Origin of the sequence: sulfur-oxidizing endosymbiont of Gigantopelta aegis (genome assembly GCF_016097415.1) — a bacterium.
GTDB lineage: Bacteria > Pseudomonadota > Gammaproteobacteria > GRL18 > GRL18 > GRL18.
The window spans coordinates 391909-405254 of the sequence record NZ_JAEHGE010000001.1; the positions used below are offsets into that span (position 1 = coordinate 391909).

The 13346-nt window shown below is 39.9% G+C and carries 14 protein-coding genes, 4 tRNA genes and 1 pseudogene; 12 read left to right on the forward strand and 7 right to left on the reverse strand.

Features of this window, described 5'->3' with window-relative positions:
- Nucleotides 1-4: 4 nt before the first annotated feature.
- The 5 genes from tig to JEU79_RS01955 all read right to left on the reverse strand — a co-directional run bounded on the left by tig (nt 5) and on the right by JEU79_RS01955 (nt 2234).
- Nucleotides 5-1318 carry a trigger factor gene (gene tig, locus JEU79_RS01935; RefSeq protein ID WP_198262747.1) on the reverse strand — a complete coding sequence of 438 codons (1314 nt, stop codon included), beginning with the start codon at nt 1316-1318 and terminating at the stop codon, nt 5-7.
- 353 nt (nt 1319-1671) lie between these two features.
- Nucleotides 1672-1756 (reverse strand) — tRNA-Leu (locus JEU79_RS01940).
- A 53-nt stretch (nt 1757-1809) separates the two neighbouring features.
- Nucleotides 1810-1885: transfer RNA gene (locus JEU79_RS01945), tRNA-His, on the reverse strand.
- A gap of 103 nt (nt 1886-1988) precedes the next feature.
- Nucleotides 1989-2065 (reverse strand) — tRNA-Arg (locus tag JEU79_RS01950).
- 92 nt (nt 2066-2157) lie between these two features.
- Nucleotides 2158-2234: transfer RNA gene (locus JEU79_RS01955), tRNA-Pro, on the reverse strand.
- Nucleotides 2235-2489: 255 nt separating this feature from the next.
- Here JEU79_RS01955 and folD point away from each other — a divergent pair.
- Nucleotides 2490-3359 carry a bifunctional methylenetetrahydrofolate dehydrogenase/methenyltetrahydrofolate cyclohydrolase FolD gene (folD, locus tag JEU79_RS01960; protein ID WP_198262748.1) on the forward strand — a complete coding sequence of 290 codons (870 nt, stop codon included), beginning with the start codon at nt 2490-2492 and terminating at the stop codon, nt 3357-3359.
- 160 nt (nt 3360-3519) lie between these two features.
- Here folD and ribA read toward each other — a convergent pair whose 3' ends face one another.
- Both ribA and JEU79_RS25725 read right to left on the reverse strand, forming a co-directional pair.
- Nucleotides 3520-4104, reverse strand: a complete 585-nt coding sequence (gene ribA, locus JEU79_RS01965) for a GTP cyclohydrolase II (protein ID WP_198262749.1) — start codon at nt 4102-4104, stop codon at nt 3520-3522.
- Nucleotides 4105-4177: 73 nt separating this feature from the next.
- Nucleotides 4178-4351: a hypothetical protein gene (locus JEU79_RS25725; protein ID WP_214660470.1), complete on the reverse strand. Its 174-nt coding sequence runs from the start codon at nt 4349-4351 to the stop codon at nt 4178-4180.
- A gap of 206 nt (nt 4352-4557) precedes the next feature.
- Here JEU79_RS25725 and pdsR point away from each other — a divergent pair, with 206 nt between their 5' ends.
- The 11 genes and pseudogenes from pdsR (at nt 4558) to JEU79_RS02010 (ending at nt 13342) form a co-directional block, all read left to right on the forward strand.
- A complete protein-coding gene (gene pdsR / locus JEU79_RS01970; protein ID WP_246540486.1) occupies nt 4558-5190 on the forward strand; it encodes a proteobacterial dedicated sortase system response regulator in 633 nt (210 codons plus the stop codon).
- Nucleotides 5159-6862, forward strand: a complete 1704-nt coding sequence (locus tag JEU79_RS01975; RefSeq protein WP_198262751.1) for a histidine kinase dimerization/phospho-acceptor domain-containing protein — start codon at nt 5159-5161, stop codon at nt 6860-6862. Before pdsR ends, JEU79_RS01975 begins: the two co-directional genes overlap by 32 nt.
- A 154-nt stretch (nt 6863-7016) precedes the next feature.
- The gene (locus JEU79_RS01980) at nt 7017-7964 is read left to right on the forward strand and encodes an IS1595 family transposase (protein WP_198262526.1); all 948 of its coding nucleotides are present in this window, start codon (nt 7017-7019) and stop codon (nt 7962-7964) included.
- Nucleotides 7965-8073: 109 nt separating this feature from the next.
- A complete protein-coding gene (locus JEU79_RS01985) occupies nt 8074-8550 on the forward strand; it encodes a hypothetical protein (protein WP_198262752.1) in 477 nt (158 codons plus the stop codon).
- Nucleotides 8551-8565: 15 nt separating this feature from the next.
- On the forward strand, nt 8566-8964 hold the full coding sequence (locus JEU79_RS01990) for a hypothetical protein (protein ID WP_198262753.1): 399 nt from the start codon (nt 8566-8568) through the stop codon (nt 8962-8964).
- A 59-nt stretch (nt 8965-9023) separates the two neighbouring features.
- Nucleotides 9024-9278 carry a hypothetical protein gene (locus tag JEU79_RS27895; RefSeq protein ID WP_343074925.1) on the forward strand — a complete coding sequence of 85 codons (255 nt, stop codon included), beginning with the start codon at nt 9024-9026 and terminating at the stop codon, nt 9276-9278.
- A 44-nt stretch (nt 9279-9322) separates the two neighbouring features.
- Nucleotides 9323-9697, forward strand: a complete 375-nt coding sequence (locus JEU79_RS27900; protein ID WP_343075000.1) for a DDE-type integrase/transposase/recombinase — start codon at nt 9323-9325, stop codon at nt 9695-9697.
- A gap of 119 nt (nt 9698-9816) precedes the next feature.
- Nucleotides 9817-9984: pseudogene (locus JEU79_RS28255) on the forward strand (Mu transposase domain-containing protein); the annotation flags it as partial.
- 513 nt (nt 9985-10497) lie between these two features.
- The gene (istB, locus tag JEU79_RS28260) at nt 10498-11259 is read left to right on the forward strand and encodes an IS21-like element helper ATPase IstB (RefSeq protein ID WP_425511161.1); all 762 of its coding nucleotides are present in this window, start codon (nt 10498-10500) and stop codon (nt 11257-11259) included.
- A gap of 74 nt (nt 11260-11333) precedes the next feature.
- Entirely contained in the window at nt 11334-11951 is a 618-nt protein-coding gene (locus JEU79_RS02005) for an ATP-binding protein (RefSeq protein WP_198262754.1), read from the forward strand.
- Between the two features lie 173 nt (nt 11952-12124).
- A complete protein-coding gene (locus JEU79_RS02010; protein ID WP_198262755.1) occupies nt 12125-13342 on the forward strand; it encodes an HDOD domain-containing protein in 1218 nt (405 codons plus the stop codon).
- Nucleotides 13343-13346 lie beyond the last annotated feature (4 nt).

Here is a 13346-nt window from a genome sequence, read left to right on the forward strand (position 1 = left end):
GCAATTATGCTTCTTCTTCATCCTTTTTAGGATTCATAAATTCAGTAAAGCTAAAGTCTTTTTCTGCAATTGTTGCTTGTTCACAAGCCCAATCGACAATTTTCTCTTCTAACACAAAAGATTCGATTTCAGCTAACTTTTCTTTATGGGACATATAATAATCCATGACTTCTTGTGGATTTTCATAGCTCTCTGCCATTTCATTGATTTTTTCTTTCACCAACTCAGGTGTTGCTGTGATTTCATTCACTTTAACGAGTTCAGCCAAAATCATACCCAAAGTCACACGACGTGTAGCCTGATCTTCAAACAAGCTCGTTTGTAACTGGGAATCACCCTGGGTTTGCATTTGGTACTGAGACTGCATTTGCTCTGCCATGTTTTTAGCTTCTTCTTCCACTAAAGCCTTAGGCGCGATCACATCATTAATTTCAATGATGGTATCCATAACCTGGTTCTTTAATTTAGCATCAATAGCCTTATCAAGTTCAAGCTGCATGTTCTTTTTGACTTCTGCGCGGAAAGCGTCATTACCGCCCTCTGATACGCCAAACTTAGTAAAAAACTCATCATTTAACTCAGGTAATGTCGCTTCTTTTACTGCTGAAACAGTCACAGCAAAATCAACATTCTTGCCGGCAACATCTTTATAGTGATAATCTTCTGGGAATTTCAGGTTCAGGGTCTTTTCATCACCAGCCTTAGCGCCTTTTATGCCTTCTTCAAAACCTTCAATCATTTGACCCTGACCAATAGTCACAGGCACTTGCTTGCCTTCATTACCCTTGAATGCTTCGCCATCAATGGTGCCCACAAAATCAACAACAACCTGATCGCCTTCTTCTGCACCACGGTCAACATCAGTAAAAGTCTGATTTTGTTTACGAATATTTTCTACTGTTGAATCAATATCTTCTTCGCCAATCGTCACATTGGCTTTTTCAAAAGCCTGACCATCAAATGATGCGGGGGTGATTTCTGGATAAACTTCAAACACAGCCTTATATTTGACGATATTTTTATCATCATTATCAACCATATCGATGGTTGGCTGACCCGCAGGCTTTAATTTTTCTTGATTGACAGCTTCAAAATAGCTCTGTTGTAGTTTTTCATTTAAAACTTCGGCTTCAACATGACCACCATAACGCTTTTTGATCACTGACATTGGGATTTTACCCGGACGGAAACCATTAATTTTTGCAGTCTTTGTTAGCGATTGTAGACGAGAATTAACCTCACCATTAATATCTGATGTTGGAAACTCAACAAGCATTTCTCTTTCTAGCCCTTCTTTTGTTTCTATTGAAACCTGCATTTTTTATCCTCATTACAATCGAAATTAATTTTAAAAAAACTCATTACCCATATTCAGCAATGATTGTCTGAATATGGGTAATGAGTTTTACATCTTATAGCTATGCCACTTTTAGAATAAATGGTTTACTAAGCAGTTATATATAGCTGAACAGCTCATTATACAATATCTTGAAGGGAAAAATTAACACTTTTTAGCAAAGAAACTAATAAAAATGGGATATTGGGCAACTTAAAGAGAAACAAAGACTGTAATTCAATAAAACGAGGGTAAATTTTAGGAAATATAAGAGGCTTTACGTAAAGAGGGAAAAATTAGTAGAGATATTTGCAAATAAAAATGCAAAAAATAAATGGTGCGGATGGAGAGACTCGAACTCTCACGCCTCGCGGCACTGGTACCTAAAACCAGCGTGTATACCAATTTCACCACATCCGCATGTGATATTTATATAAAAATATAATTCTAAGAATATTTCATTGATAGGTAAATGGGGTGAACGAAGGGGTTCGAACCCTCGACCGCAGGAGTCACAATCCTGAGCTCTACCAACTGAGCTACGCTCACCACAATGATCTTACTTTAGAACAATTTTACTTTAGAACAATTTTACTTTAGAACAATTTTACTTTAGAACTACTGGATTTCGAAAAATCCGACTAGGCAATAATGGTGCGCCCGGCAGGACTCGAACCTGCTACCCTCGGCTTAGAAGGCCGATGCTCTATCCAGATGAACTACGGGCGCAGAGTCTATTGCTAAATCGTTTAATACTGGTTTTTTGTTGTATACGTCTGTATAACCAAAATTAACCAGTCCAAAAGACTTAGTAATAAAATTGGTCGGGGTAGAGAGATTCGAACTCCCGACATCTTGCTCCCAAAGCAAGCGCGCTACCAGACTGCGCTATACCCCGATTAATGTTTATTCTGCGTCGCTACGCCTGCTTTTAAGCAGTCACTGCGTCTAAACATCAAGTGGTGCGTATATTAATGAGTTTGCCAGAGCAATGCAAGCGTTTTTTTGAAATATTTCTTATGATAAATAAATGCCTGCTTTTTTATAATAAATTACCAATAAGCCTGAGTTTTAGGTAAAATATATCCCCTATAAAAAATAGGTCTGAATGACTTTTCATTCACTCAAATCAAATTTCGGAAAATTACCCTACATGACGGCAAAAATAATTGATGGCAAGGGCATTGCCAATGATATCAAAGCACAGTTAAAACTACGTGTTGAACAACGTCTACAAAAAGGTTTGCGTGTCCCCGGCCTGGCCGTCATTAAAGTAGGTAATGATCCGGCCTCTGAAGTATATGTACGCAACAAGCGCAACTCCTGTGAAAAAGTGGGAATTAAGTCTGTTGCTCATGACTTGCCAGAAGCAACCTCACAAGCCGATTTACTGGCACTCATTGATGAATTAAATGATGATGCCAGCATTGATGGCATTTTGGTGCAATTGCCGGTGCCAGCACATATTAATTCAGAAACCATTATTGAACGCATTCATCCGAATAAAGATGTCGATGGTTTTCATCCTTATAATGTCGGTCGTCTGGCATTACGTATGCCGGTTTTACGTCCTTGCACACCCCGTGGCATCATGACGCTATTAAACCAAACTCTCGATAGTACTAATACGAATATCAAAGGTTTAACGGTTTGCATTGTAGGCGCATCAAATATTGTTGGGCGTCCTATGGGGCTAGAGCTATTATTAGCAGGCTGTACTGTCACCACTTGTCACCGTTTTACCAAAAACCTTGAAGAACATGTGCGCAGTGCTGATATTTTGGTCGTTGCTGTGGGTAAGCCCGGTATCGTTAATAGCGAATGGGTTAAACAGGGCTCTATTGTTATTGATGTGGGTATTAATCGTCTTGATAATGGTAAATTGATCGGTGATATCGATTTTGAAGTCGCCTGCGAAAGGGCAGCCTATATTACCCCTGTTCCTGGTGGCGTTGGCCCTATGACAGTCGCAACATTATTACAAAATACTGTTGATGCGGCTGATAAGATGCATGTTGGCTAGGGGACAGTTCAAATAAACCAATTTATCTTTACATTGGTAGGATGTGGTGAGTACAACGAACCGCATCAAAGATGTACATTTAAAGCCATTGATGCGGTTCGTTCCTCACCACATCCTACTGAAATGTAAAATTGTAGGGTGGGCACTAGCCAGATGAATATTAAAACATGTGCCCTAATTTTCCGGCCTTAGTAGACAGATAGTGGGAGTTGTGGGGATTTTCACCATGTTTCCATGGTAAGCGTTCAACGACGTCAAAACCAAGCTCTTCAAGTGCTGACACTTTCTTGGGATTATTGGTCATTAAGCGTAGTTGTTTTACTTGTAGATGCTCTAGCATATCGCGAGCAATATCATATTCACGTAAATCTGCATCAAAACCCAGTTGTTCGTTGGCTTCAACGGTATCAGCACCACCATCTTGCAAGTGATAAGCTTTAATTTTATTGATTAAGCCAATCCCACGGCCTTCTTGACGTAAATACAGTAATAGACCACGACCTGCTTCTGCAATATGCTTCAAAGCGGCTTCTAATTGCGGGCCACAATCACAACGCATGCTGAACATAGCATCACCCGTTAAACATTCTGAGTGCATTCGTATATCAACGGGCTCGCCATCTGCAATATCACCCAAGACTAAGGCAATATGATCCTTACCTGTTTGCTCATCTTCATAGCCGCAAATTGTAAATTCTGCCCATTGCGTTGGTAACTTGGCTGATTCAACAAACTTTAACGCCACTATGACTCCTCGTCAGCTTAAACTTATGATCTATTCCAGCATTTTAGCATTATCTAATTCATTTGGAAAATATCTATAGGTTTAAATTGCTTTGAGGTGATTTTTTATCCGTTTCAGTGGCTAAATGCGTTTGTATTTGCTCGCTTTCATCAATCTCACACCAATGCTCATAGTCAGCAATTGACTCAGGTGCCCAATACAAAAAATCTTGTGATGATGGGCAGTAAACTTTATTGGTATTGTTCATTAGTCATCCTCGTCGCTTATTTATTGATTAAAACTCTGACAATGATTTAATCAATAAAATATGCAATTCCTACTTGTTAATTGTGACTAAATAATGAAGAATTATGGCTAAATTATGTCAATTCACACAAAGTAGGTTTATTTAGTTTGGCTAAACGTATTGTTATTGTAGAAGATGAACCGGCAATCCGGGACAATTATAGTGAAATGTTAGTGCGCCAAGGCTATCAGGTACAAGCTTATGGGACAAAATCCGCCGCTGAATCTGCATTTAATGAACAACTGCCTGATTTGGTTTTACTAGATATTGGTTTGGATGATGAAATTGAAGGTGGATTTGATTTATGTCGGCAATTACGCCAGCAGTCAGAAACCTTGCCCATTATATTTTTAACCGCCAGAGACAATGATCTGGATACCATTTCAGGCTTACGTTTGGGCGCAGATGATTATTTAACCAAGGATATCAGTCTCCCCCACCTCAGTGCCCGCATTTCTGCCCTCTTCCGTCGAATTTCAGCCATTGAGAAAAAGCCACAGGAAGAAAAACAAGTGAAAGTTGGCCTCTTGCAAATAAATCTGGAGCGTCTGGAAATTCACTGGCAAGACACCCTGGTTGATCTAAGCCTGACAGAGTTCTGGATGTTACACTCCTTAGTGCGCCACCCTGGACACGTCAAATCACGCGAACAATTAATGGATGATGCCAGCACAGTAGTCGATGATAGTACCATCACCTCGCATATCAAACGTATTCGACAAAAATTGATACAAATCGACAAACACTTTGATTGTATCGAAACGATTTATGGCGCTGGTTATCGGTGGCGTTGCCATTAACATATCGCATAAGCTCCAGCAGCCACAAAAGCCTTATAAAAACAGGTTTCGATTAATAGGTCTACGGGGCAAGCTATTACTAGCAACCATTGCCCTATTTATCTTGCCCATTGCCGGACTGAGCTACTTAAAAGAATTGGAACTATTTTTAAAAAACAATCATGCTGAATCCACCTTAGTCAATGCCAAAACCATTGCCTCAGTGTTTAGAAACAATGCATCTCTCGTGCGTCTTAACCGACTCACTGAGTCATCCAGTCCTGCGATTTATTGTCATTCCTTACAGAATAAAAAAATCATCGATGGTTTTGCCGGTGATTGGTTTACTTTGCAAAATCGCCAGCAATATTTTTACCCTATTCAGCAGACCAATACAGAAGATGCTTTAGCCCACAAGCTGTCATTACTCTGTGTTAATGATGATCAATATTATTATTTCTTATTGAGCGTCGATAAATCTTCACTGGAAGAAAATAAAAGCTTTGGCCAGATAGGTTTTATCGCAAGCAAAGCCACCGATATGATTCGCTTTGACTTCCTGAATTATGCCCGTCAAATACAGAGCTATGAATTCAAGTTACAGACACCGGGTTGGGTCAAGGCTCAGGCAATCACCCCCGTACAAAAAAATTCTCTCAGTCCACAAATCACAGCTCAGTGGCAAGCAAACAATCAGGGCTTTAGTTTAGAGTTCAAAGTGCCTATAAATGGCATTAATTCACAATTAGCATTTCAATTTCAGCAGCTTACGCCACAAAACATTATCAAGCCACTGATCTCAAGCGCTCATAGTAGTACTATTAATTCATTCTCAACCATTCAAATACTTAATCCTATTGTCACTAATGATCGACTCAACACCTTAAAATTACAACATCTGACGCCTCCCAATACCCGCCTCTGGCTACTCAATAAGCAACATTATATTAATGCAAAAAGCACTTCGGAAATGCTCAAGAAGGACAGGACGAACAAAGACAATAAAAAAATTACTGAGTCTGAGTCAAATAACACCTTCTCTCTGCTTGCCTTATACCGGCGCTTATATCTCATCGTAATGAACTACCCACAACAACAATCAATTTATGGCCGCAATCAGGCAAAAATAGACAATCCCTTTGTGCAATTAAACCTACAGGGGAAGTCATCTACCGACTGGTTAGACAATCCTCATAGTGACAAAATGCTCCTCTCAGTCACAACGCCAGTATATGACTATGATAATCGTGTCATTGGCAGTCTGGTACTGGAACAAAACAATGACACCCTCTTAGCCTTACAGGATCAAACCTTTGAGCGAATTTTATACCTCACTCTGCTGGTGTTTTTTACTATTACTTTGACCTTGTTCTTTATTTCCAGTCGCTTATTGAAGCGCATTATTAATTTACGCAACGATACTAATCTTGCCCTGTCCAATGACGGACATATTTCCAACCAGCTTTATCGCAATGATAATGATGAAATAGGTGATTTAGCACGTAGTTTTTCTACTTTATTGTCTCGCATTGAACAAAATAATGAATATTTACGTTCTCTATCCAGCAAGTTATCCCATGAATTAAGAACTCCTCTCACCATTATTAAATCATCACTGGAAAATATGGATAGGCAGTCGCTAAACACAGACAATAGTAAATACACTGTCAGGGGTCTCCTGAAAGTGTCCTAATCTTGGCCATTTGAAAATGTCATTTCTTCTTCTGCTTTTTCTTCCCAATTTTTAAAAAAATCTTTCTTGATTACCCACAAAGCTCCGCCATATTTCGATAATTATACTATAATTATACTATAATTAAAGTATAGATTATGTGTGGAGTAGAATGATGTCAAAAAATAAAATTCAGTTTCAAGAAGGTTATAGTTTATTTGAGCTTTTTAATGATTATGGCACTGACAAACAGTGCCGACAAGCCTTATTTAAATGGAAATTTCCTGATGGATTTGTTTGCCCAGAGTGTGGCAATAAGACTTATTGCACTCTAGAACATCGCCATCTTTATCAGTGCCACCATTGTCATCATCAGACATCAGCAACCTGTGGGACAATATTTGATAGTACCAAACTGCCTTTATCTAAGTGGTTTTTAGCGATTCATCTTATGACTCAATTGAAGACAGCGGTTTCAGCATTAGAATTAAAGAGACAGCTTAAGGTAAGCTACAATACAGCCTGGAGTATGAAACAAAAGATCATGCAGGTTATGAAAGAACGTGATGACAGTAAACCTTTATCAGGCATCATTCAAATTGATGATGCCTACTGGGGTGGTGAGCACAGAGGCGGCTCCAGAGGTCGTGGTTCAGAAAATAAAACACCGTTCGTTGCAGCCGTTTCTACTAATGAAGATGGACACCCGATTGCAATGAATTTAAATGTGCTTAAAGGGTTTAAATCCAGTGAAATAAAACGATGGGCACAAACTCATTTAACACCTGGAAGTACTGTTTACTCAGATGGGTTAAATTGTTTTCCTGCGGTTAAAGAAGCTGACTGTAAGCATGTTCCAATCGTCACGGGTGGTGGTGCGGCAAGTGTTGATAAAATTGAGTTTATCTGGGTTAACACTATGATAGGTAATATTAAAAACTCTATGAAGGGAAGCTATCATTCCATTAACTCAAAACATTTACCTCGGTATCTTGCTGAATTTTGTTATCGGTTTAATAGACGCTTTAACTTAAAAGACATGATGCCAAGGTTTTTATGCGTGGCGATGAAAACGCCACCTATGAATGGAAAGCTCCTAAAAATGGCGGAGCTTTATGGGTAATCAAGAAATCTTTTGTTCTACTTGGATTTTCTTCTGTCTTCTTCCGTTCTTTTCTTTGCTGTACTTTTTCTTGCTTTTCCTCAACTATCTCAGGTAGAGGAAATACTCAATGCCACGTTCAGGAACTTGCAAGTGCTTGCACTGCCACACTTTTTTCAAACCCAACCCCCGCTCTAAAGGTCGTCAGAAATTCTGCTCAGCACCTGAGTGTCGACAAGCCAGTAAGGCCGCCAGTCAAAAAAAATGGCTGCAAAAACCTCAAAATAAAAACTACTTCTGTGGCACTGTCAATGTCCAGCGTGTTCAGCAATGGCGTTCCCAAAATCCAAAATACTGGAAAATTGTACAACAATCATTGGATAACCCATTACCGTTACAAGATACCTTAATCACGCAAGCGATTGATATAAAAGAGAAAACAGACGATCTTAACGCCAATGCGTTACAAGAGATCTTAAAGTCCCAACCCACTGTTTTAATAGGATTAATTGCACATCTTATCGGTAGTACGTTACAAGATGACATAGTCGAGAGTGGTCTGAAACTGCGAGAATTAGGCGAGGATCTTTACTCAACACTCACCTAAAACATGGAGAAAACAATGACCGAGCATCCTATGCCCAATCCAGGGCAATTACGTCAAATCCCCTCTCAGTTCAGTTGGATCGATCACCGCCTGGTTCGTGATGGCCACTTTGAGTCTTGCTCTTGTGAATCAATGGCATTTTATTTATTTTTACTTACCGTTGCCGATCAAAATGGGCTGAGTTATTACTCACAACCGAGCTTAATGAAACAGTTGAATATAGGGACATTAAAGTTCACTCAGGCACGAACAGAACTCATTCAGGCCAAACTAATCACTTATAAACATCCTTTGTATCAAGTCCTATCTTTATCCCCATCAGCCAAATCTGACCCCGTTAGACAAACCTCATCTTCACCTGTCCACATAAAACAAATACTCAAACAATTAAATGCTGGAGGCCATCATGATTGATTATGAAGCCTGGTGCCGTATGAAACAGTATCAACAGGATAAGCTGAACGTAGGTCAGATTGCACAAAGATGGATCAGATCACCGCACAGTAGAGAGCTGGCTACAGGAAAAACATTATCGACCACGGAAACCGGCAGCACAAAACAGCAAACTCGATCCCTATAAGGATGATATTGTCAGTTTGCTGGAAAAGCATGCTTATACGGCGACTCAGCTCTTTCAACGAGTACAGGAGGAGGGTTATGACGGGAGCTACTCTGTGGTCAAACGTTATGTTCATCAGGTTCGACCCAAACGAAAGCCCGCTTTTTAACCTTAGCCTTTGCACCAGGTGAAGCTGCTCAGGTTGACTGGGGCCTGTACAAAACCATTCAAGTGGGTGAAACCACTCGCAAGCTGAACTTCTTTGTGATGGTGTTATGCCATTCCAGAATGATGTACGTAGAATTCACTTTATCACAAAGCATGGAACACTTTCTGGCCTGTCATCAACATGCTTTTGAGTTCTTTGGTGCCGTGCCGGAAAAAGTCATGATTGATAATTTGAAGACGGGCGTTCTCTCTCGCCCTGCAGGAGAAGATATTGTTTTTAACCCTAAATACTTAGACTTTGCACATCATTATGGTTTTAGAATTAAAGCCTGTGGCGTTCGTAAGGGCAATGAAAAAGGTCGGGTTGAAAACGGGGTGGGTTATGTCAAAAAAAAAACTTCCTCAATGGCCTGGAGTTGACTCAGTTTGAGATCTTGAATCCAGCCATTAAAATCTGGATGGCTGACATTGCTAATGTGCGCATCCATGGCGAAACCCGAAAAAAGCCAGTGGATTGTTTGCCTGAAGATGTGCAGGCCATGCGCTCTTTGCCCATTAACCGATATGACATTGCACGGATTGAAACCGTCCGCTCGACCAAACTGTTTCGCATCAGTCTGGATTCTAACCGCTATTCAGTGCCCGCAGAATATGCCAGCCAGTCACTGACCTTAAAAATCTATCCCGAGCGACTTTGTGTTTATGATCAGGAAAAACTCATTGCCCGACACATTCGCAGCTTTGAGCGCCATCGTGATTTTGAAGATCCGGACCATCCCAAAGAATTGCTAGCCCAGCGCAGACGTTCAGAAGATCAAAAACTGTTTCAACGCTTTATTGCACTGTCACCTCGTGCCAGTGATTACTATCAAAAGCTGGCTCAGAAGCGTTTAAACCCTAAAGTTCATGTGCGAAAGATTGTTGGCCTCAGTGAAATCTATGGCATTGAAGCCACTGAACGAGCCATGCTGGATGCCTTTGTCTTTGAAGCCTTCAGTAGTGAGTATGTGGCCAATTTATTGGAACAGCGACTCAACAAATTACCCGAAGCAGGTGCTTTGCATTTAACCCGCAGTGAAGACTTACTCGACATTACGTTAGAAAAACCCGACATCAATATTTATCAACCTAAAGAAATCAAAGGAACAACTTATGACTCAACCATCCAGTTTGAAACAAAACAATCAAACAAAAAGAAGAAAAGTGAAGCCATTCAAATGATGCTTGATATGCCCACTGATAAAGAAGTCGAAAGACTACTTGAACAGTTGAAATACTTTAAGTTGCCTGGTATTGCCGAGCATTATGAAGAGACGGCTTTAAAGGCTAATAAAGACAGTTGGTCTCATGTTAATTACCTGACTCAGTTAATTGAGTTGGAAGATAATAGGCGACAGGAAAGAGCAATTGAACGTAAAGTGAAAACGGCTCGATTCCCATTTGTGAAAACACTACAGCAGTTCAGTTGGAACTGGCCAAAGAAAATTAATCAACTGCAGATCAAGGATCTCTTTCGGCTACAGTTTTTAAAGCAACACACTAATATTATTTTACTGGGTGGCGTTGGCTTAGAAAAAACGCATCTGGCCACCGCCTTAGGTCATCATGCCTGTCTCAATGGAAAACGGGTCTTGTTTACAAATACGGTGGATGCCATTAACTCACTCATTGTGGCACAGAAATCGGGTCGTTTGAAACTGGAAATGCGCAAATACATTAAACCTGAAATCCTCATTTTAGATGAACTGGGCTACTTACCCATTGATAAGAATGGAGCCGATATGCTGTTTCAAATCATCTCTGGTCGTTATGAAGTGGGCTCAACGGTGATCACCACCAATCGTGCCTTTAAGGACTGGCCAGAGATCTTTAACAATGACAGCACATTGACCTCAGCATTGCTGGATAGATTACTGCATCATGCTCAGACAGTGGTTATTGAAGGAAAAAGCTATCGTATGAAAGATCAGATTGAAAGTTAAAGGGAAGTCATTCAAATCCCAGATCATGACTTGATCTGGGAGTCATTGAGGTGATCTGGCCGAAACAATTTCAAATGGCCAACTCTTTACAAATTCACGAGACCGCTGTCAAATACACTGAACGAGCTCAGGAAGGTTGCACGCGTCTGAATAATCTGCTCAATAGAATGAGTGAGGCTAGTCGTCTGGAACAATCCATCGACGCTATGGGAAAAGAAAAAATTGAAATGGTGGGCTTTATCCGCCACTACATTGACGCCCAAAAAGCCACCCATCCTGATATCAATTTTCAATTTCAAACTGACTTAAAGGTGCTATACAATATCATATCACCTGAATTAATCGCTCAGTTATTCGATAAATTATTCAGTAATGCCATCAGTTTTCATAAAACCGGAACGCCCATTATTCTTAGTCTACATGAAGCAAAAAATCAGCAGTCCGGTGAGAACAAGCACACCGTTCAGATAGAGCTGAGCAATTATGGTGCGATGATCGATGACGATAAATTAGAGTCCATTTTCACCTCATTAACCAGCTATAGAAATCATCGTTCAATGCAAGACCATTTGGGTTTAGGTTTATATATTGCCAGCCTGATTAGCCAGTTCCATCAAGGGCGTTTGACTGCACTCAATAACAAAAGGGAGCAAACCATGCATTTTATTTTCAGCTTGCCAATAAACAAGTAAAACATCCAAGTGAATCACAGTTCTTCAATTAATATCTAATCAGGCCAGCTATTTGCCCCTGTGGACGTGCATTTATTGCAAAGTTCTACTATAAGAAAGGTGAGGCATTTTTTTATTATCTATAAAACACAGTAGCTGAAACCCCCTATTTTTTTAAAATATGGTTTTTAAATATGGTTCTTAAATATATGGTTCTTAACTTTCTTAAATTTTTTTTACCATTTCAGCATCTCAATCATCATCAATTAATTGAATTAGGCAATTTAATACAAATAAAAAAAATCTCAGCCAATGAAACCTTTATTCAACTCTTTAGCGATACGCCACTACAATATTTTCTCATAGACGGTACTGTTGAAGTCGGTGATGAGTCCAGCACACAATGGCTGATCCATGCCCGCAGTGAAAATGCTAAAAACCCACTGTCTCGTTATCGACCCAGCCGTTATAGTGTTAAGTCTGTCAGTGAGATTAAAGTAGTCATCGTTGATATTGATACCGTTTTACAATTCATCAACAAAGCGGCTCAAGAAAATGGTACTGAAAAAATCAAAGACCATTATTTGTATAAGCAATTATTAAAAGATCTCTCTAATGATCGTTTACAATTACCCAGCGTACCGGATGTCGCATTAAAAATTCGTCAATCACTCTATGATGAAAAAAGTAATTTCAAGCATATTGCCAATATCATTGCATCTGACCCAGCGATTACCACAAAAATTATAAAAACAGCCAATAGCGCCCTCTACCGCTCAATCAAAAAAATTGATGATTGCCAGATGGCCGTCACTCGACTAGGAACGAAAGTAACTTCACAATTAGTCACGTCGTTCAGCATGAAAGAACTGTTTACCACCAAGAATAAAACTTTGAAAAAGAAAATGATGGCTATCTGGAATCACAGTCGGGAAGTAGCTGCTTTAAGTTTTGTATTAGCCAAAATCACCCCCGGCTTTAATCCCGAACATGCCCTATTAGCAGGCTTATTACATGACATTGGTGCCATTCCAATTATCACTTATGCAGACAAACACCCTGACATACTCACTGATAAAACAGATTTTGACCTATTGATAGAGCAATTAAAAGGTGAAGTGGGCGCTGCCATATTAACTAAATGGAATTTTTCTGAAGATTTAGTGACCACAGCCAGAGAGGCGGAATACTGGCTACGACAACCCGGAGAAAAACCTGAATATTGCGATATCATCATTGTGGCTCAATTACATGCCTTAGTAGGCAAACCCACATCATCCGCATACCCCAAACTCAATGAAGTCCCTGCATTTACCAAATTGGCACTCGGCCAACTCACCCCTGAACTCAGTATCAAAGTGCTTGAGCAAGCCAAAGAACAGGTTGAGGAAACAATTAACCTCTTGGCTTGAATAC